Source organism: Aureimonas jatrophae (assembly GCF_900104035.1).
GTDB lineage: Bacteria > Pseudomonadota > Alphaproteobacteria > Rhizobiales > Rhizobiaceae > Aureimonas > Aureimonas jatrophae.
Genome location: NZ_FNIT01000007.1, coordinates 178,117 through 201,571 on the forward strand (window position 1 = coordinate 178,117; position 23,455 = coordinate 201,571).

26 protein-coding genes are annotated in these 23,455 nt (G+C 64.4%); 14 read left to right on the top strand and 12 right to left on the bottom strand.

Translation table 11 applies throughout. The features are described 5' to 3' along the window. The first annotated feature begins 9 nt into the window (after positions 1-9). From BLQ76_RS15855 to BLQ76_RS15865, 3 genes are all read left to right on the top strand, one after another. Complete coding sequence (locus BLQ76_RS15855; protein ID WP_170842619.1) at positions 10-645, top strand: methyltransferase family protein; 636 nt, start codon at positions 10-12, stop codon at positions 643-645. Positions 646-729: 84 nt separating this feature from the next. Further along, a complete protein-coding gene (locus BLQ76_RS15860) occupies positions 730-909 on the top strand; it encodes a hypothetical protein (protein WP_090675235.1) in 180 nt (59 codons plus the stop codon). Positions 910-1,015: 106 nt separating this feature from the next. Beyond that, the gene (locus BLQ76_RS15865) at positions 1,016-1,450 is read left to right on the top strand and encodes a hypothetical protein (protein ID WP_090675238.1); all 435 of its coding nucleotides are present in this window, start codon (positions 1,016-1,018) and stop codon (positions 1,448-1,450) included. A 137-nt stretch (positions 1,451-1,587) separates the two neighbouring features. On the opposite strand, the gene BLQ76_RS15870 is transcribed toward BLQ76_RS15865, so the two are convergent. Next, entirely contained in the window at positions 1,588-2,007 is a 420-nt protein-coding gene (locus tag BLQ76_RS15870) for a hypothetical protein (RefSeq protein WP_090675240.1), read from the bottom strand. Beyond that, positions 2,004-2,564 (bottom strand): hypothetical protein, encoded by a 561-nt coding sequence (locus BLQ76_RS15875; RefSeq protein WP_210184180.1) that lies wholly within the window; start codon positions 2,562-2,564, stop codon positions 2,004-2,006. The genes BLQ76_RS15870 and BLQ76_RS15875 overlap by 4 nt, the downstream gene beginning before the upstream one ends. 404 nt (positions 2,565-2,968) lie before the next feature. Here BLQ76_RS15875 and BLQ76_RS15880 point away from each other — a divergent pair, with 404 nt between their 5' ends. Next, positions 2,969-3,868: an ABZJ_00895 family protein gene (locus BLQ76_RS15880; protein WP_090675245.1), complete on the top strand. Its 900-nt coding sequence runs from the start codon at positions 2,969-2,971 to the stop codon at positions 3,866-3,868. Positions 3,869-4,571: 703 nt separating this feature from the next. Here the strand turns inward: BLQ76_RS15880 and arsK are convergent. Genes arsK through BLQ76_RS15905 form a run of 5 tightly spaced genes read right to left on the bottom strand, consistent with a single transcriptional unit; the run spans position 4,572 to position 8,637 of the window. Then, positions 4,572-5,822: an arsenite efflux MFS transporter ArsK gene (arsK, locus tag BLQ76_RS15885; RefSeq protein ID WP_090675248.1), complete on the bottom strand. Its 1,251-nt coding sequence runs from the start codon at positions 5,820-5,822 to the stop codon at positions 4,572-4,574. Next, positions 5,819-7,129: an arsenic transporter gene (locus BLQ76_RS15890; RefSeq protein WP_090675250.1), complete on the bottom strand. Its 1,311-nt coding sequence runs from the start codon at positions 7,127-7,129 to the stop codon at positions 5,819-5,821. The genes arsK and BLQ76_RS15890 overlap by 4 nt, the downstream gene beginning before the upstream one ends. Positions 7,130-7,151: 22 nt before the next feature. Then, positions 7,152-7,877, bottom strand: coding sequence for an arsenical resistance protein ArsH (gene arsH, locus BLQ76_RS15895; protein WP_090675252.1), 726 nt, complete (start codon positions 7,875-7,877; stop codon positions 7,152-7,154). After that, entirely contained in the window at positions 7,874-8,287 is a 414-nt protein-coding gene (gene arsC / locus BLQ76_RS15900) for an arsenate reductase (glutaredoxin) (protein ID WP_090675255.1), read from the bottom strand. Before arsC ends, arsH begins: the two co-directional genes overlap by 4 nt. After that, positions 8,284-8,637: an ArsR/SmtB family transcription factor gene (locus BLQ76_RS15905; protein ID WP_090675257.1), complete on the bottom strand. Its 354-nt coding sequence runs from the start codon at positions 8,635-8,637 to the stop codon at positions 8,284-8,286. Before BLQ76_RS15905 ends, arsC begins: the two co-directional genes overlap by 4 nt. A 370-nt stretch (positions 8,638-9,007) precedes the next feature. Between BLQ76_RS15905 and BLQ76_RS15910 the strand changes: the two genes are divergently transcribed. Next, positions 9,008-12,016: a PAS domain-containing sensor histidine kinase gene (locus BLQ76_RS15910; RefSeq protein WP_090675259.1), complete on the top strand. Its 3,009-nt coding sequence runs from the start codon at positions 9,008-9,010 to the stop codon at positions 12,014-12,016. Positions 12,017-12,033: 17 nt separating this feature from the next. Then, positions 12,034-12,423: a response regulator gene (locus tag BLQ76_RS15915; protein WP_090675262.1), complete on the top strand. Its 390-nt coding sequence runs from the start codon at positions 12,034-12,036 to the stop codon at positions 12,421-12,423. Between the two features lie 64 nt (positions 12,424-12,487). On the opposite strand, the gene BLQ76_RS15920 is transcribed toward BLQ76_RS15915, so the two are convergent. From BLQ76_RS15920 to BLQ76_RS15930, 3 genes are all read right to left on the bottom strand, one after another. Then, the gene (locus BLQ76_RS15920) at positions 12,488-12,868 is read right to left on the bottom strand and encodes a response regulator (RefSeq protein ID WP_090675264.1); all 381 of its coding nucleotides are present in this window, start codon (positions 12,866-12,868) and stop codon (positions 12,488-12,490) included. Positions 12,869-13,211: 343 nt separating this feature from the next. After that, positions 13,212-13,439 (bottom strand): hypothetical protein, encoded by a 228-nt coding sequence (locus BLQ76_RS15925; RefSeq protein ID WP_090675266.1) that lies wholly within the window; start codon positions 13,437-13,439, stop codon positions 13,212-13,214. Between the two features lie 191 nt (positions 13,440-13,630). Beyond that, entirely contained in the window at positions 13,631-14,089 is a 459-nt protein-coding gene (locus tag BLQ76_RS15930; protein ID WP_090675268.1) for an Rrf2 family transcriptional regulator, read from the bottom strand. A 131-nt stretch (positions 14,090-14,220) separates the two neighbouring features. Between BLQ76_RS15930 and BLQ76_RS15935 the strand changes: the two genes are divergently transcribed. Together BLQ76_RS15935 and BLQ76_RS22385 are read left to right on the top strand one after the other, a co-directional pair. After that, on the top strand, positions 14,221-15,126 hold the full coding sequence (locus tag BLQ76_RS15935) for an NAD(P)/FAD-dependent oxidoreductase (protein ID WP_090675271.1): 906 nt from the start codon (positions 14,221-14,223) through the stop codon (positions 15,124-15,126). Further along, positions 15,123-15,359, top strand: coding sequence for a hypothetical protein (locus tag BLQ76_RS22385; protein WP_090675274.1), 237 nt, complete (start codon positions 15,123-15,125; stop codon positions 15,357-15,359). Before BLQ76_RS15935 ends, BLQ76_RS22385 begins: the two co-directional genes overlap by 4 nt. 180 nt (positions 15,360-15,539) lie before the next feature. Here the strand turns inward: BLQ76_RS22385 and BLQ76_RS15945 are convergent, their stop codons facing one another. Beyond that, positions 15,540-16,367 carry an alpha/beta hydrolase family protein gene (locus BLQ76_RS15945; protein WP_210184181.1) on the bottom strand — a complete coding sequence of 276 codons (828 nt, stop codon included), beginning with the start codon at positions 16,365-16,367 and terminating at the stop codon, positions 15,540-15,542. A gap of 252 nt (positions 16,368-16,619) precedes the next feature. Between BLQ76_RS15945 and BLQ76_RS15950 the strand changes: the two genes are divergently transcribed. The 4 genes from BLQ76_RS15950 (at position 16,620) to BLQ76_RS15965 (ending at position 21,030) form a co-directional block, all read left to right on the top strand. Next, positions 16,620-16,997 (top strand): winged helix-turn-helix transcriptional regulator, encoded by a 378-nt coding sequence (locus tag BLQ76_RS15950; RefSeq protein WP_090675280.1) that lies wholly within the window; start codon positions 16,620-16,622, stop codon positions 16,995-16,997. Between the two features lie 298 nt (positions 16,998-17,295). Further along, entirely contained in the window at positions 17,296-18,675 is a 1,380-nt protein-coding gene (locus tag BLQ76_RS15955; RefSeq protein ID WP_090675282.1) for an FAD-containing oxidoreductase, read from the top strand. Positions 18,676-19,478: 803 nt separating this feature from the next. Next, positions 19,479-20,162, top strand: coding sequence for an NAD(P)H-binding protein (locus BLQ76_RS15960; protein ID WP_090675285.1), 684 nt, complete (start codon positions 19,479-19,481; stop codon positions 20,160-20,162). Positions 20,163-20,193: 31 nt separating this feature from the next. After that, entirely contained in the window at positions 20,194-21,030 is an 837-nt protein-coding gene (locus tag BLQ76_RS15965) for an alpha/beta fold hydrolase (RefSeq protein WP_090675287.1), read from the top strand. 195 nt (positions 21,031-21,225) lie between these two features. On the opposite strand, the gene BLQ76_RS15970 is transcribed toward BLQ76_RS15965, so the two are convergent. After that, on the bottom strand, positions 21,226-22,146 hold the full coding sequence (locus BLQ76_RS15970; RefSeq protein WP_090675290.1) for a LysR family transcriptional regulator: 921 nt from the start codon (positions 22,144-22,146) through the stop codon (positions 21,226-21,228). A gap of 115 nt (positions 22,147-22,261) precedes the next feature. On the opposite strand from BLQ76_RS15970, the gene BLQ76_RS15975 reads away from it, so the two are divergent. Both BLQ76_RS15975 and BLQ76_RS15980 read left to right on the top strand, forming a co-directional pair. Then, positions 22,262-23,062 (top strand): type 1 glutamine amidotransferase domain-containing protein, encoded by an 801-nt coding sequence (locus tag BLQ76_RS15975; RefSeq protein ID WP_090675293.1) that lies wholly within the window; start codon positions 22,262-22,264, stop codon positions 23,060-23,062. Between the two features lie 8 nt (positions 23,063-23,070). Continuing rightward, a complete protein-coding gene (locus tag BLQ76_RS15980) occupies positions 23,071-23,430 on the top strand; it encodes a putative quinol monooxygenase (RefSeq protein ID WP_425285171.1) in 360 nt (119 codons plus the stop codon). The last annotated feature ends 25 nt before the right edge of the window (positions 23,431-23,455 follow it).

Sequence of the window (23,455 nt, forward strand, 5' to 3'; positions counted from 1 at the left end):
GAGTTCGAGATGACGTTTGATCTATCGACTGTCCTTGCCGGCCTGGACGAGATCCAGTCACGCAGGAAGCTAGCCGTCTGGACGACGGTTCTCGCACTGGCACCGGCGTTCTTCTTCACGCGTTCGTCGGCGGAGCCCGGTTCCTGGACGCACGGCCTCGTTGCCGGCGTCGGCGTCGCGATGGTCGTCGCGGCGGTCCTGGGACGGTCCTGGTGCACGCTCTTTATCGGCGGACGGAAGGTCCGCGACCTCGTGACGGTCGGTCCCTATTCGATCGTCCGCAATCCCCTGTACGTCTTCTCGTTCCTGGGCGTCGGCGGGCTCGCGGCACAGACCGGAAGCCTCACCGTGACCCTTCTTGTGACCCTGATCGCCGCCGCCCTTTTCGTTCCCGTGGTCCGGGAGGAGGAGACGGCGCTCGCTCGTCTCCATGGAAAACGGTTCGACGCGTACCGCGACGCCGTCCCGCGCTTCATTCCCAGACCCTCCCTTTGGCGCAGCGTCGACGTTCTGTCGGTCGCACCGGGGCGCTGGACCCGCACCGTTCTTGACGGCTGCGTCATGCTGGCCATCATTCCGCTCGTCAGGAGTCTTGGTTGGGTCCAGGCGACCATGCCCGAACTCCCCTTGCTGCAACTTCCTTGAACCGAACGACCGCGGACACCGCACACGCTTCATTCACCATCACGCCCCATGATTGCGTTAGGAGCAGCGCAGGAGGGCATGTGAATGACCGATCGCCTCAGAGTCCTCCCGTCGCCGGCGATTACGTCTCTCGTTCGCCAGGCGATGCGCTGCTCCCCTTCCCATCGCATCGACCGCCGGATCCCCGCACGCATCGGCGACCTGCTGGACGCGCTCGACGAGGCGGCGCCCCGTCGTGAGGGACAGAAGGTAGAACCCGTATGATCAGCCGACGTGCAGCTCAGGGCGCTGTTGGCGCCTCCATGAGCACCGGCGTCATCACAGGCAATCGAAAACGAAGCGTTGGACGGCTTGTTGGGGCAGAAGGCCGATGAACAACATCACGACCGAGGAGGTGATCGACAGTCGGGCAGCGAACGCTCTCTTCGCGGATGCACGTATGTCACAGATGGCCGAACGGGGTATCAGCTTCGGAGGCGTTGATCCGAAGATCGTAGCGTCGGCCTTAGACAGGTTCAGCAGTACGCAAGGTGGTTTATGGGTCGGCGGTCGCGCGGTGGTGACGCGTAGCGCCTTCGTCTTCAAAGCGAACAGAGTGAACCGGCTGGCGCACGTTGACGGAGATCAACTCCGCTTTGAGATACCGTTGCGGGAGATAACATCCGTCACATACCGGTTCGGATGGCTTTCGGGCATTGTAGATATAGGCAGCGACCGAGGCGTGTTTTTGATCCGATCGTTCCGTGCGAAAGCTTTCGCCCAGATGATCAATACGGCAAGCGCAAACTCGCGGGATGCTCGATGAGCGAACCTCAACGTCACGTTGAGCAAGATCGAGTTGCCGGCCAGCACCTGACGGTTCAGATGGCGATGCTGGGTGGAAAGGCGACAGTCCGCTTCTGAACGAGGTTGGCGGTAAGCTGCCGGTCGCGATGAGGCGACCTACCGGTTGATCGCGAAATCGAACTGACCGAGCAGCGGTAGACGCCTCAGGCCGAGTATCTCTATCCCGCCTTCTTGAGCAACACCATCGTAGATGAGGAGGCGGTTCACCCGTCCGCCGTACCCGGTCGTGCGTCGACCGTTGCCGAAGCCGCATTCCATCCCTGCGCAGAAGACGAAGGCCGTTCCCCAGCTTGGGTTCTCGGGATGGCCTCGCAATCTGATCTCGATTGCAGGCGACAGCGAAAGCGGGATCACGCAGTCCGCATCGGCGATGCACAAGGCTTCCCCAGCCACGGGCTCGAACGTACCGAGGGTCAGCCCGTATCGAACGGTGTACCGCACCGGTTCCGCGGCGGAGGCGAGGGCGGGGGATGCGGCTAGCCCCACGGCCAGGGCGAGGCCGGCTTTTCCGATCATGTCGCGATCCCGCCCTCTGGGACTAGCGGCTCTCGCAGTTCCGGAAGCTTCGGCGTCTTGCCAGTGCATCGCTGCATGAGTTCAAGAAACGGCTCCCGGTTCCGCGCATACACGCTGTCTTGTCCGGGTGCATATGGCCACTCGAAGCGAAGAGACCCAGAAAACACCTCGGATGTAACCGTGTCCGTACCTTGGCGAGTCTCGCGGAATGCCTGATGCCTCATCATCTCACCCGGCACCTCCACGTTTATGTAGTACGCTTCGTATCCCTGGCCGGGAACGAGGACCTTTTCGACGGTGATGTCGTCGGCGCGGACGTGGCTCCAGTCGTAGATTCGCCGCTCAACCTTCGTGACCGTCGGATCGCCCTCGTCGACGGTCCTGCTCACAAGCTCGACCCGACACCCGACGTTTCGCCTGACGGTCATCAACGTAGGATTGAGCTGCTCGGATTGCGTCTTCGCCTCCCAGCGTATGATGTACATCCCGGCAGTTCTCGGGACGCTGCGTGGCGGAATGGCGTAGATGAGGTAGAGGGTCGTCTCCTCGGGCGACATCGCGTATCGAGCTGCGTCCACAGTCCGGTAGACCGCGACCACTGCGAGCGTGACGCAGAGCGCTGTCAGACCTCCGAGGACGATGCGCAGCAGGCAAGTGCCTTCCCTTAGATTGGTCATCCCACGCCTGTAGCATCACCACGTTCGGTCATCTGTCTATCGACATCCGCTTTCGGGAAGTATGGAACATGGCGGGAGATGTCTTGGAAGGGTCGAAACCCATCTGACTATGTTGGGCGTCAGCTTTCCATGTGGCGATCGGCACGACCGGCTCGAAATGCGATGATCGGCTTTTACCATCGAAAACAACCATAGCGGACGTTAGAGATCGGTATGCCCTCGACGGTTGACCTCGAGGTGTGCTCTTTCCGCGTTGTCAGAGATGCGTTGGGGCGCTGAACGACATGCCCACGAAAGAAATTCTGCGATACGGTATCTACTACGCTCTCATCTATGTTGGCGTGTTGGGCGTCATCTTCGTAGGAGCTACGATCGCCACGTTGTTTTTTGAGTTCCGATCATCCCATATGAGTATCGGCGCGCTCATCGGTGCCGCAGGGTTCACCTACCTTCGATTCCTCGAAGACAAGCTCCGCCTTCCAACACCCCGCGAATACTGGTCGCTTGTCGCTGTCGGTTCCATCATCGTGCTGGTTGTTGACGTTACGCTCAACGCTCTTGTGATCCAATCCACGCAGCGAGCCGGCATCGATAGATTAGTGTTACTGATCCTCATCGGTTTTCCTCTCTTCAAAGGCGTTCTCGGCAATATGCTCTTTTTCCGAGGGGGCCGCTTCGCCGAGCGCAGTTTGGAGTGGATCAAAGCGAAGCAGGCGCTGCGTGGCCCACCCCCTGAACCGCCGTCCAATAGGATGACGTTCGGCGGCATGGGACCGTTTCTCGTCCGCTACTTCGCCGTCTACATCCCCCTTTATGCACTTACTGAGTGGGTTTCGATCACAAGGGACTTCACGGGTGAATGGGCACTGTCGCTCGCAGTGATGATCATCGCGGCGATCTGCGCCTTCGCTTACGTCGTCAGGCATCTTGGCCGCCGGCCGACCCGGTCGGAGTATTGGCTTCTCGTCTTTACAAGCGCGGTCTTCGCAACGGTCTTCGAGTTCGTCGCCAAGCTGGTAATCGACTACTACCGTTTCGACGGCCTGCCGGACGTCGGCACATGGTTCCTGTACATTCTAGTGGGAATCAGCCTCTTCGCCGCCGTTCATGCCATCGCCTACTCTCGCCCTGTGGCATGGCTTATTCGACCAAGACCGCACTCGACCCATGATGCGAAGGCATGAAAGGCGTCCGCTTTCGGAACGTAGGTTCGTCGCGTTGGATGGCTTGGAAGGGTCGATTGCGAACGGATCGCTCCCATGCGTCCACTCCACGGCTCAGATCGACTGAGCCCGGTGGTTTCCGATCGGTATGCTTTCGCCTGCCTTCTGGTGGGAACCAAGATCGGTCAGCGTGAAACTTGGACTGTTGATCGGTCCGAATGCGTCGGGATGCTCGGTTTTTTATTCTCAATGGCTGCCCACAACCCGAATGCGAGCGTCGTGATCACCAAAGTACCAAGAGCGATACCGTGCAATCGGCCAAATTTAGATCTCGAGTAGTCCCTCATATCTCTTGTGGCTGCGTCTATCGATTTTGGGTTCGATTTCCTCTTTATCGCGAAAACATCTTCGAAATTGCCATTCCTGTAGAGCCTAGTTACAATTCCCAACCAAAAGCCGAAAAACGCCAACCAAAGCAGAAAGAACGATACGCCGAACGCGATCGCACTTACAGCCTGCATGATCACATGTGGCAAACCGCAACCTCCGTGTCTCGAAGTAGATGTTAGGTCGCGGCGAACCTACAGAATGTTCGTCGTTCAGTGCCACCGCGAAGAGCGTGACCTTTCTCCCTCGAATGCGAAATGCGTCCGCTTTCGATAGAAATGAGCGCCCCTTGAGCGTCTCAGAAGGGTCGAAAGCGGTCGGTCCGCCTTGGATCCGATCACGCATTTGAGCGGACGTTCGTCACCGTCGGCGGCAAGTGACGATCGGACCTTCGGCGCAACAGGAGCCCGACGGTGGTGAAGGCGAGGACCGCCCCGCACCCGAGGAGCGACGTGACCAGCAGACCGCCGGTGACGCCCATCCAGTCCGTCGCCAGGGCGAAGGCGAACGGCGCCGCCGAGCCGACGATCAGCCGAATGGACGTGACGCGCCCCTGCAACGCGCCGTACCCCTCGGGGCCGAAGAGCGCGAGCGGCAGGGTGCCCCCAACGATGCTGTAGAGACCGTTTCCGAGGCCGAACAGAGCAGCGAAGACGGCGGCCCCAGCGGTGGATGGCGCGGTGGCCGCGAGGAGGACCAGGGAGACGGGCAGAAGGGCGGCGGAGATCACCGCAAGCGCCAGCGGGGACAGGTCCCGCCCGAACACCATGAGGGTGAATCGGCCCGCGACCTGCGCCGGCCCGAACACCGCGCTGACCATCACGCCCGCGAGCCCCAGCCCAAGCGCTGAGATGATTGGCAGCATGTGGACCAGCACGGACGAGACCACGAGGCTCTGGAAGGCGAAGGCGACGCCCATCAGGAGGAAGGCCCGGGACCGAAGGGACAGCGGCACGAGGCCCCTCGCGGGGACGACGCGGGCAACGGGTTCAGCCTCAGCCGCTGCGAGCGGCCGGGCCTCCGGCCGGCGGGCCAGCCATAAGTGGATAGGCAGGCATACCGCAACGTTCATAGCCGCGAAGACGAGGTAGACCTCGCGCCACGCCATCGTCTCGTGCAGCCATGTCGTGAGGGGCCAGAACAGGGTCGAGGCGAACCCGGCGATCAAGGTGAGGTACAAGATGTTCCGCTGCGCCGTCCCCGGGTGACGCTGGACCAGCAGGGGGAAGGCCGCCCCGTACTGGACGAAGGTGGACGCGACCTCGATCGCGATGAGGGCGAGGACGAAGGCGGGGGCGTCCGGAGCGAGGGCGGCGGCGGCCAGCGCAACGGCGGCCGCGACGGACCCCGCGGCCATGACGCGACCGGCGCCGAAGCGGTCAAGCCAGCGCCCCGTCCAAGGCGCGACCAGCCCGCCCGTGAGCAGTGCGACGGTGAGGGCGCCGAACACCCACTCGGTCGGCCACCCGATGTCTTGCGCCATCGCCGGGGCGAGAATGCCGAAGCTGTAGTAGAGGGTCCCGTAGCCGACGATCTGGCTGACCCCGAGGGCAGCGATGTCCGCCCAGGCGCCGCGCGCGTCCTTCATGGGGACGACACGATCGGGAGCCACACCCAGAGGGCGACGAGCGTCGCCAGCAGCACGGGCGGCGTCAGGACGAGGCCGACCCGCATGTACTGCCCCCAGGTGATCCGCTGCCCCTTGCCCGAGAGGACGTGAAGCCACAGGAGGGTCGCGAGCGATCCGATCGGCGTGAGCTTCGGGCCGAGGTCGTTCCCGACGACGTTGGCGTAGACCATGAGCTCGCGGGTGAGCGGCGCCACGTCCGCCCGGTCGATGGCGAGCGCCCCGACGAGGGTCGCGGGCATGTTGTTCATGACGGAGGCGAGCGCCGCCACGACGAATCCCGTGCCGACGGTGGCGATAAACGTCCCTTGCTCGCCAAGCCAGCGCAGGACACCCGCCGCGATGTCGGTCAGACCGGCGTTCCCGAGGCCGTAGACGACGAGGTACATGCCGATCGAGAAGAGGACGATCTGCCATGGCGCGCCGCGCAGGACCTTGGCCAAGTCGACCACCGCACCGCGTCCGCCGGAGAGCCATCGTCCCGCGACCGCCATGAGCACGAGGGCGGCGGCGCTGGTGACGAAGGCAATCGGCACGCCGAGCGGCCCCGTCACGAAGTAGGCGACGAGCAGGAGCCCGAGGAGCGGGAACGCGGCGTGGAAGACTGCCGGATCGCGGATCGCGCTGCCGGGAGCCTCGAGCCGTCCGATGTCGTAGGTCGCCGGGATGTCCTTCCGGAAGTAGGCCCATAGGACGAGGAGCGTCGCGGCCAGCGAGACGAGGTTTACCGGCGCCATGACCGCGGCGTAGCGGCCGAAGGACACGTCGAAGAAGTTCGCGGTGACGATGTTCACGAGGTTCGACACCACGAGCGGCAGGCTGGTCGTGTCGGCGACGAACCCGCAGGCTACGACGAAGGCGAGCGCCCCGGCCGGCGGGAAGTCGAGGCGCAGGAGGATGGCGAGCACGATCGGGGTGAGGAGCAGCGCGGCCCCGTCGTTGGCGAAGACGGCGGCGATGGCGGCACCGAGCACGACGACGAGCGGGAACAGCCGCCGCCCGTTGCCCCCGCCCCAGCGGGCGACGTGGAGTGCGGCCCAGGCGAAGAACCCGGCCTCGTCGAGGACCAGCGAGATGACGATCAGCGCGACGAAGGTGAACGTCGCGTCCCAGACGATCTCCCAGACCAACCCGACATCGCCCCAGCCGACGACGCCGCTCGCCAGGGCGACTGCGGCGCCGGCCAGCGCCGACCATCCGATGCCGAGGCCCCGGGGCTGCCAGATGACGAGGACGAGGGTGGCGACGAAGATCGCGAGGGCGAGCATGGACGGTCCGGGGACAGGAGGATCAGAGGGTGCGCTGGTTCACGCGCTCGGATAGCTTCTCCGCGCTCTCGACGCGCTCGGAGTAGCGGTCCGTGAGGTAGTCCGACCGTCCGCGCACCAGCCAAGTGAACTTCACCAGTTCTTCGCAGACGTCGACGACGCGCTGGTAGAGGGCGGACGGCTTCATGCGTCCCGCCTCATCGAACTCGAGGAACGCCTTCGGGACCGACGACTGGTTGGGGATCGTCACCATGCGCATCCAGCGGCCGAGGATGCGCATCTGGTTCACGGCGTTGAAGGACTGCGAGCCGCCCGATACCTCCATGACGGCCAGCGTCTTGCCCTGCGTCGGACGCTTGGCGCCGAGCGCCAGGGGTATCCAGTCGATCTGCGCCTTCATGATCCCGGTCATCGCGCCATGCCGCTCCGGGCTGACCCAGACCATGCCCTCGGACCAGTCGGCGAGGTCGCGCAGTTCCGCGACCTTCGGATGGTCGGGCTCCGCCCCGTCGGGGAGCGGCAGGCCGCGGGGGTCGAAGGTGCGCACGTCGCAGCCGAACCAGCTCAGCAGGCGGCCGGCCTCCTCGGACAGGAGGCGGGAGTAGGACCGCTCACGGATCGAGCCGTAGAGGACAAGGATGCGCGGCGGATGCGTCGGGGCACCCGGGCCGACCAGCGCATCGACGTCGATCGGGCGAAGCTGGTCGAGGTCGATGCTCGGCAGGTCGATGGCGCCGGTATCCGTCACGCTGCCGCTCCGGATGGGGCCACGACCTCCCCGTCCTCCTTCGTGAAGGTGGCGACGGGGTTGGAAAGGAGCGACAGCACCTTCTCCGACGGGCGGCAGAGCGCGGCGGCCTTGCCGGTCACGACGATCGGACGGTTGATCAGGATCGGGTGCTCGATCATCGCGGCCAAAAGTTCTTCGTCCGTCAGCTCCGTGTCGGCGAGGCCAAGCTCGGCATAGGGCGTCCCCTTCTCCCGCAGGATGTCCCGCGGCTTCAGGCCCATCATGTCGAGGAGTTCGGCGAGGACCTCGCGGCTCGGCGGGTCCTTCAGGTACTCGATCACCTGCGGATCCTCGCCGGACTGCCGGATCATCTCCAGCGTGTTGCGCGACGTGCCGCAGGCGGGGTTGTGGTAGATGGTGACGGTCACGAGCAGATCTCCGACGAGCAGGACGGGGCGAGAAGGTCGGCGCCGAGGCTCCCGCAAATCTCCGGGTTCCCCGAACAGCAGTCCTCGGTCAGGAAGGCGAGGAGCTGGCGCATGTCGTCGTAGCTCGCCGCGTAAAGGATGCGGCGGCCGTCGCGCCACGAGCGCAGGAGCTTGGCGCGCTCCAGCGTGGCGAGGTGGAAGCTCATCCGCGTCGGCGGGATGGATAGCGCCTCGGCGATCTCTCCGGACGGCATTCCGTTCGGGCCGGCCCGGACGAGCATCCGGAAGGCCGCGAGACGGTCGGCATGGGCAAGGGCGGACAGGGCCGCAACGGCTGTGGCGTCGTTCATCCCTGCGATATTGCAAACATCGTTGTAGTGTTCAAGGGTGTTGGGCCATATCTGCTATCGGGAGGGATGCCGGCAACGATGGATGTTTTGGAAGGGTCGATGGCGGGCAGACCGCTTCCGGGCGTCCGCTTTCGTGGAGCTGATCGGCGAGACCGGGTGGTTTCCTGCTAGTCCGCTTTGGAACGCGGTCCAGTCGAAGCGGACGTTGGCCACGGATTGAACACGTGGGCTTGGCCCCGCCCGGAAGCAGGCGTGCCGAACCCTTGCCGCTGACCACACTGCTCGCTTGAATACGGAGCGTCGACGAAGCAAAGGTCGTACGAGATCAACTGTCCGCGAGCGATCAAGCTGCGACTTTGGACGCCTGGAAATGAGACGCGACGAACCCGCCTACAGTCCGGCCCGCGACCGGCAGATCATCCAGAGCATCACCGAGTTCGCAATCATCGCTACAGATCGCGAGGGCATCGTCACCGATTGGAACGCGGGTGCCGAGCAGATCCTTGGATGGTCGGCCCGGGAGATGGTTGGACGCACTGCGGAACTCTTCTTCACGCCTGAGGATCGCAAGGGCGGACGCGCGTTCAAGGAGATGACCATCGCGCTGGAAACGGGGCGTGCCCTCGACGAACGCTGGCATCTCAAGAGTGATGGAAGCCGCTTCTGGGCCAGTGGCGAGATGATGCCGCTTCGCGATGATGATGATCGGCACATCGGCTTCGTGAAGGTTCTGCGAGACCGGACAGACTATGCCGTCGCACAACGGGCGCGCCGCGATGACCAGGAGCAGCTCGAGGCGATCTTCTCGCAGTCGCCGTCCTTCATGGCCCTTCTGCGTGGGCCAGAGCATCGGTTCGAACGCGCCAATCCGGGCTACGTGAAGCTTGTCGGCGGGCGTGACGTCGTGGGACGAACGGTTGCTGAGGCATTGCCCGAGGCGGTGGCACAGGGATTCATCGACCTCTTGGACGATGTGTACCGACGCGGCCAGCCTCACCACGCGACGGAGACGCCGATCACGCTCCAAGCCAGCCCCGACGTCCCGGCCGAGCACCTCTTTCTCGACTTCGTTTACCAGCCGATCCGCGACGCGGACGGGTCGGTCGTCGGTATCTTCGTGGAAGGCGTCGACGTCACCGAACGGGTTGCCGGTGCCCGCCGTCTCCGGGAGGCCGAGGACAGGTATCGGGCGCTTGCCGAGAACGTTGACGTCGGCATGTGCGTCATCGAGATGAAGTTCGATGGGGACGGGAAGGCGGTCGACTATCGTATCGTCGACGGCAACCCCGCCTATGAGCGGCACACAGGGCTCTATGGCTCAGTGGGCAAATGGGTCAGCGAGATCGCACCCGGTCTCGAACGGCACTGGTTCGACACTTACGGCCACGTCGCTTTGACCGGTGAACCCGCTCGTTTCGAGCTGGGAGCGACGGGGCTCGGCAACCGGATGTTCGAGGTCGAGGCGCACCGTGTCGGCGACCCGGACCGTCACCATGTCGCGATCTTGTTCACGGATGTGACGGATCGCCGCCGAGCCGTCACAGATCTGGCCAACAGCGAGCGCAAGTGGCGCAGCCTGTTCGAGAACCTTCATGAAGGCTTCATCCTCGGGCGCGTCCTGCGCGACGCGGAAGGGCGGGTCACGGACTGGCGCTACGAGGAGGTCAACCGGGCCTGGGGCGAACTCGTCGGTATCCCGTCCACGGACGCGGCCGGCCGCACGATCCGCCAAGTCTTTCCCGGCATCGAGGACGCGTGGGTGAACGAGTTCGCCGACGTCGTCGAGACCGGCGAGACGATCCGCTTCACACGCCAGGTCGGCACGCTCGGTCGTTGGTACGACGGTGTGTGCCATGCGATCGGGGACGACCGGTTCACCGTCATCTTCCTCGATGTCACGGACCGCATCCAGGCCGAAGCGCGGCGGGAGGCGATCGCCGAGCTGGCCCTGGCCTTGTCTGACCTCACTGCGCCCAACGACATGGCGGCAACGGCTGCCCGCATCATCGGCCAGACCCTAGGCGTGGGTCGCGTCGGCTACGGCACGGTTGCTGGTGACGGCGAGACCTTCACCGTTCCCAGCGACTGGACGGCGGAGGGCTATCCGAGTCTGGCCGGCGTGTACCGCATGGACGACTACGGCGGCTACGCCGAGGACCTGCGACAGGGCCGCACCGTCGTCATCCCCGACATCTGGATGGATCCGCGCACGGCGGGGGACATCGGTCCCTTGGAACGCGTCTGCGTCCGGTCGCTCGTGAACCTTCCGATCGTCGAGAACGGGCGCACGGTGGCCGTTCTCTACGTCAACGATGACGAGGTCCGCGACTGGCGTCCCGAAAAGTTGGCGTTCATCGCGGACGCGGCGGACCGCATGCGCAACGCCGTCGAGCGGCGGCGCGCCGAGGAGGAACTGCGTGACAGCGAGAGCTTCCTGCGCAGCGTCCTGACCTCGTCGAGCGACTGCATCAAGGTGCTGGACCTCGACGGCAACCTCGTCTTCATGAGCGAGGGGGGCATGAAGGTCATGGAGGTGTCGGACTTCAACGACATCGCGGGCTGCCCCTGGCCGGACTTCTACACCGCCGACGACAGCCTGGCCGCACGCGAGGCCCTCGTCTCGGCGCGAGCCGGTGTGTCCGCCAGCTTCCAGGGCTACGCCGACACCCTGAAGGGCAACCACCTCTACTGGGACGTCCAGGTGTCGCCGATCTTCGGGGCGAACGGGAAGCCCGAGCGCATCCTGTCTGTGTCGCGGGACATCTCGGCGCTCAAGGCATCAGAAGAGGCGCGTGCCGTCCTGAACGCCGAGCTGGCGCACCGCATGAAGAACACGCTTGCCATGGTGCAGGCGATCACCACGCAGACCCTGCGCCAAGCGCGCACGATGGACGAGGGCCGCACAGCGGTCGCGCAGCGTCTGTCGGCGCTGGGCCGGGCGCAGGACATTCTCACGAGGACGAACTTCACCTCGGCCGACGTCGGCGAGGTCGTGTCCGCTGCGATCGCGCCCCATCACCTCACGCCAGACCGCATCACTTGGGAAGGACCTCGCTTCGCACTGACCTCGCAGCAGGCGCTCGGCCTCAGCCTTGCGGTCCACGAACTGGCGACCAACGCGGCCAAGTACGGTGCCCTGTCGAACGAGACGGGTCGGGTCGCCATGTCATGGGACGTCGTGGACGGCACGTTTTGCTTTCGCTGGATCGAAACCGGTGGCCCCGCAGTTGTCGCACCTGACAGGCGCGGCTTCGGCTCTAGGTTGATCGAGCGGATCGTCGGTTCGTACTTCGACGGCGAGGGTCATATCGAGTTCGATCCGTCCGGTGTCAGGTTCACGTTGACAGGGGCGGCCCACGGCACCCCGGTCGCAGCGTAAGGGTCGCGTCGCGCCGCATGGGACAGTCCTTCGATCCCGCACGATATGCGGTCCTTGTCGTGGAAGACGACGCGCTTGTGCGCACGGAGGCCGTGGACCTGTGCTTTGAGGCGGGCTTCACGGTCTACGAAGCCAAGAACGCGGCCCAAGCGATCCGGCAGCTCGAACGGCACTCGGAGATCCGCGTCCTGTTCACCGACGTCGAGATGGGGGGCTCGATGGACGGGCTGAAACTGGCGCGTGCCGTGCGCGACCGTTGGCCGCCGGTCGCCATTCTCGTCACCTCCGGACGAGTGCAGGTGACCAAGGAGCAGATGCCCGAGAACGGGCTGTTCTTCGCCAAGCCCTACCCGCCGGACGACATCTTGCGGGCGCTGAACGACATCTCGGCTCAGATCCAGAGCTGAGGACGCACGGCACGCCTGGACGTTCAGCGCTCCTGACGTCCCAGGCTTCCCTGAAGCGCATCACTCAGGCGTCCTGTGGCTGCGCCGCAATCCGCTCCAGCGCTTCGATGATCTGCGCCTCCATGAAGGGTTTGCCGATGAACCCGAGCGGCTTCCATGCGAGCCCCATCGCCTGAACCTCCTCTTCCAGGCGCCCGCTCACAAACAGCGAGGCCACACCGTGCTCCTCCCGGAGCCGCCGCGCCGTTTCGACGCCGTTCGGCCCGTCCAGGAGGTCGACGTCCATGATGGCGAGGTCGAACGGGACCGAACGCCTTGCGAGATCCAGGGCCGCGCTGGAACTGGCGGCTGTTCCGACGACCTCGTGACCGGCGTCCTCAAGGATACCCTCGAGATGGAGGGCGATCAGGACTTCGTCCTCGACGATCAGAACCCGCAACGCCATGAAAGTCTCCAACACAGATCGGCAGGCGAACCGGATCGGAAGGCGGCTGGTTCCGGTCCGATCGGTAGCTCGTGGAAGAACGACCGATCGGACCGCGTAGGTGGCAACGCAAGAGGAGCTGACTGGTCCATGTGACCGAGCAAGCGGATGAGCTGTTCCTAGGTGGGGATGAAGTCAGATGTCGGAATGTCCGCTCTTGGGAAGGCGTTCGACAACCTGGAATGTCTTGGAAGGGTCGAAAGCGGCTGGACCGCTTCCGAGCGTCCGCTTCGTCCATACCGATCGGCGCGACCGGGTCGGTAGCGGATGGACCGGTCCCGGTCGTCAGCGATCGGGCATCTCGTCAACCCAACTCGTCCGCGAAGTACGCCTCCAACGCCAGATACGAGGCATTCAACTTCAAGGCGTGATCAGGATCGTCTTGGACAAGCATCCAAGCTCCCTCGAAGCAGATCAACCATTCTCCGACATCGAAGAAGTGCTGCATTCGAGCGGTCGTCAGTCCCAGTTCGCGCATGTTTTGCATGACCGCTTGAAGCTCGGTGATCACTTCGCGGTCGGTTTTGATCATGGTCCCATTCTGGCTGACGGAGTTCAGTCGCGAACACACGGTTTTGCTTCGCCCCGAACGGTGTGTCCGCTTCCGGGGAACCCTAAGCCGGGAGACTGTGGCTCGAAAGGGTCGAAAGCGGACCAACCCATTTAGGAGGCAACTCCCGGAAACCGATCGCCTTACGGAAGGACGCGCGCCGCCGTGCGCACTCAGACGCCCACCTTCGCATTGGCGGAAACGGCATGGACCGCCAGAGGGGTAGCCACGTCTGGCAGGATCTGGTCGAGGGTGATCTCACCGAAACGCCGGGAGAACAGGGCCGTCGCATCGGTCATCGTCGTTTCCATCACGGCATTGACGCCTCGCTCGACAAGACAGTCAGGGTGGCGACTGCGGTTGCCGAAGGCGAACAGCGTCGGGCGTCCGAGGGCCTCGTAGACCGCCAGGAGGGTGATCTCGCGAAGCGGCCTCGACAGGCGCCAGCCGCCGCCATGCCCTTTGCCGGAAGCCACGATCCCGGCTTGCCGCAGCCCCGCCATCGTGCGCCGGAACACGGCCGGGTTGGTGCCCATGCTCTGCGCCAGGACCTCCGACGTCAGCGGCGTGTCCGTCTGCGACATGTGCAGCAGCACGTGCAGGACGTCGGACAAGCGGGTGTCTCTTTGCACGGCAGATCCTCGTTCAGTCGCGGTTGGCTGACCCCCGCTTAGTATGGCGAGGCGGGTTGACGGGTACAGAGGTCATTATGTAGCTTTTGATGCTACATGAAGCGACGTCAATCGCCAGGAGTGACCCCATCATGCCATACGACGCCATCGTCATCGGCGGCAGCTTCGCCGGCCTCTCGGCTGCGCTCTACCTCGGGCGCGCCAGGGTCCACGTCTGCGTCCTCGACACAGGGGCGCCGCGCAACCGCTTCACGAACCACTCCCACGGTCTGTTCGGGCACGACGGAAGCGACCCCGCTTCGATGCTGGGTACGATGCGCAAGCAGCTTTCGGCTTATCCGACCGTCCAGCTTGTGGATGGGGCCGCCGTCGATGTCGGGCGCGAGCGAGGCGCCTTCGTCGTCCGACTTGCCGATGGTCGAACGGTGAAGGGCCTGCAGCTCCTTCTGGCCTCCGGCATCACCGATATCCTGCCCGACCTTCCGGGCGTAGCCGAACGCTGGGGTCGGTCCGTGATTCACTGTCCGTACTGCCATGGCTACGAATTCGCGGACCGCAACCTCGGTGTTCTCGCCTCGTCGCCGCTGTCGGTCCACCAGGCGCAGTTGATCCCCGAATGGGGTCCGACGACGTTCTTCACGGACGGGCAGACGGTCGAGCCCGACGCGATCGAGGCGCTGACGGCGCGGGGTGTGTCGGTCGAGCGCGAAAGGGTCGTCGGCCTTGAGGGGAACGGACCGCTCCTGTCCGCCGTCCGCCTTGCGGACGGACGATCCATCCCGATCGATGCGCTCTACATCGGACCCCGCTACCGCTTCTCCAGCGACATCGCGGAGCGTCTCGGATGCGCAATCGAAGCGGGGCCGCTGGGCCCGGTCCTCAAGGTGGACGAGATGAAGGCCACCAGCGTTGCTGGGGTCTTTGCGGCAGGCGACGTGACCCGCATGGGTCATACCGTCACCTTCGCTTGCGCAGACGGTGTCATGGCCGCGCTGGCCATCCATCGGTCGCGGGTGTTCCCGAAGGTGGCGGCATGACCGACGACCATGCCGCGCCCCTTCATGGGAAGGATCGCATCGCCGCCTCCCGCGAGGAGGCGCCGCGCAAGGTGCCCGGCCACTACCTTGCTCCTATCGCCAGCAGTTCGTCAGATGCCAGCGCCATCGCAATCGGTGCGAGATATTCCAACGACAACATGGAGCGATGGCGCGACTACGGGCGCTTCGCGCACATCTATGTCGACGGCAGCACCGAGGAAGCTGCGCGATAGCGTCGAGGATGGTTGGAAAGCTACCATCCTGCTTCTCGTCAGAGATCAGTCGGGAACCGACACGATCACATGATCGTCGCCGAGGACACCACGATATCGGGCTGCTCCCGCCGATGCAGGATCTATGGGCCTTGAGTACCGTATCGAGCAGCGTGAATGAAGGCTTTGGCTCCCGTATCATCAGCAACTCGCCTGCTTCGTCTCGATCGTTGCCTCGGCTCCGTTCGATAGTCGAGTGGCGATCTCCGTCCAACCGGCCCGATCGCCGTTCAGCTCGTTCCTGAGGTAGGCGAGCGTCGCTTCCTGAATGAGCCTGACGCGGTCAGCGTTCTCGTCTGTGGTCTCGGTCACCTCGTAGCCGGAGATGCCCCCCAACATGTGCTCGCCGCCGCGCAGGGTGAGAAGGGCCTTGGGACCGGGGGAGAGATGGAATGGATCCTGGAACCAGTCCGGTCCACGTACCGTCAGAGGCGAGCGGTCCGCATCCCCGGCGACGATCAGCGCCGGCGTCGTCATTCCGTCGAAGGACGTGTCGAGATAGGGGGTGATCCGGCGGCCGAGGTCACTGAGATCGTCGCCACCTCTGCCGCCCGAGGCCAGGAGTATGCCCGCCTTGACGCGTCGATCGGCGAAGTCCTCGTCTTCGTCGCCGGCGATCATTCGCGCGCCCAATAGCATGCTGGTCGTCTGACCGCCGAACGAGTGACCGACCGCCGCGATCCGCGTGGGATCGATGCGTTCGCGAAGTCCCGGGACCGGCTTGAGCACCTGATCCAGCTCGTCGATGACGCGCTTCGCATCGGCTATCCGCGTCCGCCAGATCGAAGGGCGGCGCGTGTCGTTCTCGTGGAGACCCAGCCGGCGTGCGTCGAGGTAGGTCGGCTGTACGACCACGAAGCCGCGTGCAGACCAGAAGTCGACGAGCGGCGCGTAGCCATCCATGGAGGACCCATGGCCGTGAGAGAAGAGGATGACTGGCAACGCGCGTCCGGTAACCGGCGCGGACACGCGGACCTGGATATCCTCTCCACGCTCTGGATCTGGCAGCCTGATCGCCCTGGCCGACAACGTCGGTACGGGCGCATCCATGTTGGCGTCTCTGGGGATCCAAGCACCTGGCATCGAAGGTCTCCCTGTTGGACCATCCCACTAGGCGTTGGAATGCCTCACGAAAGGCGGTCATTCATTTGGACCTGCACCAGGTATACGACCGACGAGACGGCGCAAGAACGCATTCGTACAGGACGAGGTCACCCGGACATGACTGCCGACCCATCTCCGCTGCCCGACTGCACCGGCGTCGGAAACGTGCTGTCGCGAGTGGGCGACAAGTGGTCCGTTCAGATCGTGGTGGTGCTGCATCGCCGTGGCGAGCGTTTCAACAGCCTCAAACGGCTGGTACCCGGCGTCTCCCAGCAAGCGCTGGCGTCCGCGCTGAAAGCTCTGGAAAGAGACGGTCTGGTGCAACGGACGGTGCATCAGACCACGCCACCGCAAGTCGAGTATGCTCTCACTCCGTTGGGACGATCCCTATCCGGCCCGATCCGTGAGCTGGCCGAGTGGGCAATCCACAATCGGGCCGCGATCGGAGCGAGCCGGTCCGAGTACGACGCGAGGACCAAGGGACCGACGGGCTGAACCGTGCTGTCGCTCGCGGGTGCCGATCAGCAAACGAAGAGCGCTGTTTGAGTCGCTGTCCGAACCCTGGTCCGGCTCTGGGACGGATATGCCGACATCGACCGTACCGTCTGCAATCGCAACGCCTTCGTTGCGTCGCTGCGAGGTGCCAACCTGCATTGCCGCATGACGAAAGTCAGCTAGGCTGGCCAACAGGAACAACCTACTGCCCGATGGTGAACCTGCTTCCAGCGAGCGATCGGGAAGGGATTTCGATGTCCACCATGTCTCCTTTGCACGGTCCCAAAGCTTGTCTCCCATGACCAAACGTTTCGACGCGATCGTGATCGGCGCCGGCCAGGCAGGTCCATCCCTGGCGGTGAGGCTCGCACAGGCCGGGCGGCAGGTTGCCGTCGTGGAAAGGCATCTCGTCGGCGGCACCTGCGTCAACACCGGCTGCATGCCGACGAAGACCCTGGTCGCGAGCGCCCGGGCAGCGCATGTCGCCCGCCGCGCCGTTGATTATGGCGTTCGCCTGTCGGGACCGATCGAGGTCGACATGCGCGCCGTGAAGGCGCGGGCGGAAGGCGTGTCGCGCAAGGCAAGGATCGGCAACGAGAACTGGCTGGAGGCAACGAGTGGCGTCACGCTGCTTCGCGGACATGCCCGCTTTGAGGATGCCCAGACGATCCGCGTCGGCGACGAACGCCTGAGCGCGCCGCTCGTGTTCCTCAATGTCGGCGGGCGCGCCGTGGTCCCCGACATGCCTGGGGTCCGCGACGTGGTCGTCATGACCCATACGGACATGGTGGCACTGGACGAGCTGCCGCGCCATCTGGTGGTGATCGGCGGGAGCTATATCGGACTGGAGTTCGCGCAGATGTATCGGCGCTTCGGGGCCGAGGTGACGGTGGTCGAGCGTGGTCCCCGTCTCGTGTCTCGCGAGGACGAGGACGTGTCGGACGCGATCCGCGGGCTGCTGGAAGGCGAGGGCATCGTCGTGCGCACCGATGCCGATTGCATCGGCTTCGCACCCCACGTGGACGGCACGAAAGTGCGCCTATCCTGTGCGCAAGGAGCACCAGAGATCATCGCCAGCCATGTTCTGATGGCCGTCGGGAGGCGTCCGAACACGGACGATCTCGGTCTCGCGACCGTCGGGATCGAAACCGACAAGCACGGCTACATTCCGGTCGGCGACGATCTTCAGACGATCGTGCCCGGAGTCTTTGCGCTTGGCGACTGCAACGGGCGCGGCGCCTTCACTCATACCAGCTACAACGACTACGAGATCGTCGCCGCGAACCTTCTCGACGGCGAACGTCGTCGCGTGAGCGACCGCGTTCCAGCCTATGCCTTATACACCGATCCGCCCCTTGGGCGGGTCGGCATGACGGAGCGTGAAGCGCGGGCCAGCGGGCGGCGGATCCTGATCGCTACGCGTCCGATGGCGCGTGTGGGGCGTGCGGTAGAGAAGGGGGAGACCGCCGGCTTCATGAAAGCCGTCGTCGACGCCGACACCCAGCGCATCATGGGTGCGGCTATACTGGGCGTGGAAGGCGACGAGGCGATCCATGGCCTGCTGCTCGCGATGAACGCCGACCTGTCGTACACGACAGTCCAGCGCGCCGTCCCGATCCATCCGACCGTCTCCGAACTGATCCCGACGCTGCTCGGGGATCTGAGACCGGCAACTTGATCGGAAAGCGGACGGATGCGCCGCTGCATTCTGTCTGTGAAATCTCGGCCGCCTTCGAAATAAAGGGAACGACCTGGGAGAGCTGGTACTGCCAGTTGGACTCGCGCGGTGACGGTTCTCCGAACTGCCGTGGACATGGACCGCGTTGTCTTGCTTGAAAGGCACAGAAGACGAAGGTGGTCGCTTTCGATCGCGTAGGTCATGGCCCGGGACACACCGTTGGTCTGCGCGCCTTGAACGTGCGTACTTCTTCGATTCAGGCCGATGCCTTCCGTCCAGCGCTTCGTCTGCGTGACGATACAGCTCCAGTGGATGACAGGGGCTGACCCAAACCACTTCAGCGAACGGTTCGCGACGCCTGCCGTTTCCGTGCTCGAACGCAAGTTCCGACCTGGCGTCGGAGTTCGACAGTAGGGGTTCGGTCTGCACAAGAGCGTCGATACCGAACCGCGCCTCGTCGACATAAAACGAAATAAATCGACACAACGCGACAGCCGGTCACTGCTGTAAGCCGTCCTGGCAATGGTGCATTCACGACATGGCGATGGGCGGCCCCGTTTTTCCATGAGCTCGAACGATGCCCGACCGAAGCGGTACGTCGGTTTGACAGGCAAACCATCCGCGACCGGAGACCTCTGCGCCCGGGTTCCAGGCCGTCAGGAACTCGTGGGAGCCGAGAGAGCCGACGCGGGAGCGGGGCGTCGCAAAACGTGGAAGCCGCATCGGACCGTTCCTCGTTCTCGCTCGGCTGCCGCCAGTGGATCCACAGACGTAGCTTCATTCCATCTCGACGCGGGGAACAAATGAAGGTCTTCATAGTCGGTATTGCCGGCGGCGTGGGAAGCCGGGTCGCGGCACAGCTCGCCGAGGCGGGCGACGAGCCGACCGGCCTGGTGCGGAAGTCCGAGCAGGTGGCCGCGCTGGCGGCGAGAAGCATACAAACCGTCCATGGAGACCTCGTCGCGATGTCGGTAGGCGACCTCGCTGCCGCGATGCGTGGTAGCGACGCCGTGGTCTTCACCGCCGGTGCCGGGGGGAAGGACAGCGATGCCGGAACCACATCCATCGACGGCGACGGACCGGGGAAACTGGCTGCGGCAGCCAAGCTCGCGGGGATACGCCGCTTCCTCCTCGTCTCGGTGTTCCCCGAGGCATGGCGCGAGCGCCGCATGGACGCGTCCTTCGAACACTACATGGTCGAAAAGAAGAGGGCCGAGACCCAGCTGGTCCTTACGGATCTGGACTGGATCATCCTGCGACCTTCGGCCCTGACCGAGGATCCAGGCACCGGGCGGGTCGATCTCGGGCTCGCGAAGGTCCACGTCGAGATCACCCGGGACGACGTGGCGGCGACCGCCATCGCTCTTCTGAGAACGCCCGAACTCAAACGGCTGATCCTCGAAGCAACGGGTGGAGGTGTCGAGATCGGCGACGCGATCTCGGCTTTGAAAGCCGCAGTGTCACCCGCCGGTCCGAGCGGTCAGTAACGGCGCAGATCCACGAAGGAGAGATGAGACGATGGCCTTTGTCACCACCACCGATGGCGTCGACATTTTCTACAAGGACTGGGGACGGAAGGACGCCCAGCCGATCATGTTCCACCACGGCTGGCCTCTCTCCTCCGACGACTGGGACGCGCAGATGCTGTTCTTCCTGGCGAAGGGCTACCGTGTCGTCGCGCATGACCGACGTGGCCACGGACGCTCTAGTCAGGTCGACCACGGTCACGACATGGACCACTACGCGGCCGACGCCTTCGCCGTCGTCGAGGCGCTCGACCTGAGAAACGCCGTGCACGTCGGCCATTCCACGGGAGGCGGAGAGGTCGCGCGATACGTCGCCCGACACGGCGGACCGTCCGGCCGCGTGGCGAAAGCGGTTCTCGTCTCGGCCGTTCCGCCGTTGATGTTGAAGACCGTCGAAAACCCGGAAGGCACGCCGTTGCAGGTGTTCGACGGCTTCCGGTCCGCACTCGCCGCCAACCGCGCCCAGTTCTTTCTCGATGTTCCTACGGGCCCGTTCTTCGGCTTCAACCGAGAGGGAGCCGTGGTGCATCAGGGAATGATTTTGAACTGGTGGCGCCAGGGCATGATGGGAAGCGCGAAGGCGCATCACGACGGCATCGGAGCCTTCTCCGAAACCGACCAGACCGAGGATCTGAAGGCGATGACGGTCCCCACGCTCGTCATGCATGGCGAGGACGACCAGGTTGTCCCGATAGCCGCTTCGGCGCGGAAGTCCATCGAACTGCTTCCGAACGGCACGCTGAAGACCTATCCCACCTTCTCTCATGGCATGCTGACTTTGAACGCCGACGTGCTGAACGAAGATCTCCTTGCCTTCGTGGCCAACTGAGGTCAGCCGTCGCTCCGGGCGTTCGGCTATCGAGGTCGTTCCGGGTTCCCAGGACGACAGACAGGTTGCCGAGCGACAAGCTGCGAAGGACCACCCGGGGGTCGTCGATCGAGGTCTACGGCCCTTGGGAGTGTCCGCCCGACCGAAGCGTCGGGATTCATGGGAACCAAGCAGCGCTTCGACCGAAGCGGCAGGTCAGGAATGTCGATCCCGCTCGACCCTCAGCGAGGCCGCCACTTCGCCGATCAGCGACCGCAGCCAGCGATGGGACGGGTCGTGACGGTAGCGCAGGTGCCAGGCCATCTCGATCGGGAAGGTTCCAAGATCGACCGGCGCTGCGAGAACCCTGAGCCGTGGATCGTGCGCCAGTCTGCGGCAGATCAAGTTCGGCAGTGTCGCGCAGTAGTCGGTGACGGCGACCATCTCCGCGACCGCGAAGAAATTGGTGACCGATATCGCGACGTCGCGTTTCAGCTGCCGTTGCGCCATGGCCTGGAACAAGCCAGCCCGCATCCGCCCGGGCGGTACGACGTTCACGTGCTTGAGCCGCTCGAACTGATCGCGGGTCATGCTGTCGCCGATCTGCGGATGGTCCGCTCGTACGATGCAGGAAAGCCCTTCGTCCATCACGTGCTGCACGACCAGGTTGTCGGGAGGATCGACTATCCGGCCCAGCACCAGTGCGGTGGTGCCGGAAATGACGCCCGTCTCGACCAGATCGTTGCCGTACGGAGTGAGGTGCAGCTTGATACCGGGAGCGACCTCGCGGAGCTTCGCCACGATCGCGGGCATGAGCACGAACTCGACATAGCCGTTAGGGGCGATGGTCAATACGCGCTCCGCCGTCGCAGGGTCGAACTCCTGTTGCCCGAGCACGGCGTCGTCGAGCTTCGCCAAGGCCTCGGCAATGACGGGCGCGAGTTCCAGGGCGATCGGCGTCGGCTGGATGCCGTAGCGCTCCCGGACGAAGAGCGGGTCCTGCAGCATGGTGCGCAGACGGGCGAGCGCGTTGGACAGGGCCGGCTGGGTCATGCCGACCCGTTCCGCGGCACGCGTGACGCTGCGCTCCTCCATCAGGGCGACGAAGATCGGCAGCAGGTTGAGGTCGTATCGCATGGTTATGCCGATAGCAGCATATCAGGCATCCGAGAAATGAATTTCCGGAATATGTTCCCCGAGGCCATGTTGTTCTCGTGCCCCACGGGCCTCGCAATTCACAACGGAGCTTCACATGGCCGACGCGAAAATCCTGGTACTCGGTTCCAACGCCACGCGTATCGAACTCAAGGGTGGCGGCTCGGCCGCGATCGGGCAGTACCTCAACGAGACGGTCGTGCCGTCGATGGCGCTGATCGAGGCGGGTTACGAGATCGTCCTCGCGACGCCTGACGGCACCAAGCCGCATATCGACGAGTTCTCCGATTCCGCGAGGCACTTCGGAGACGACGAGGCGGCCTATGCGAGGGGGAAGAGCTTCTTCGACGAGGCCCCCTCGATGAACCAGGTGCGTCCGCTGCGCTCCGTTCTGGAGGATGGGCTGGACGGCTATGCGGGTGTGTTCGTACCCGGCGGACATGCGCCGGTGGTCGACCTGATGCAGGACGCCGACATGGGAGCGATCCTGCGGCACTTCCACGATACCGGAAAGCCGACGGCGCTCCTCTGCCATGGCCCGGTGGCGATCGCCGCCGCCATGACCCGTGCCGCGGAATTCCGAGCGGCGCTCGTGAACGGCGAAACGACGAGAGCCAGCGACATCGCCAGGGATTGGCCGTATGCGGGGTATCGCATGACCGTCTTCTCGACCAGCGAGGAGAAGTGGGCCGAGGACAATCTCTTCCACGCCCGGCTGCCCTTCTACATGCCCGACGCGCTGCGGCTGGCAGGCGCAACGGTCACCACCGGCGCCGTCGACTGGGCGCCGAACGTGGTGATCGATCGCGAGCTGATCACCGGCCAGAACATGGGCTCCGATCGCCTGATCGCCACCAAGCTGATCGAAGCACTCAACGCCGCGAACGCGAACGCATGAGCACCCGCATGACCGGCGGGGCGCTTCGAACGTGGCCCGCCGCATCGGTCCATCGGCAAGGGAACAACGAAATGTCCAACCATGCGAAAACCGTCGCGATCTTCGTCGCGCTGCCAGGCAAGGCAGGGGACCTGCGAACCCTGCTCGACGGCATGATCGCGCCGAGCCGCGCGGAGACGGGCAACCTGCGCTACGACCTCTGGCAGGACCAGACCAATCCGGATCGCTTCGTGCTCGACGAACTCTACGTCGATGGCGAAGCGGTCGCCGCCCACCGTGCGACGCCGCACTTCCAGGCCTATGCCTCGGTCATCGGCAGCCTCGCCGAGCGCACCGCCGTGACGCTCGATCCAGTCGCAGTGGCCTGACCCAAGACCTCGACCCAATCCTGGA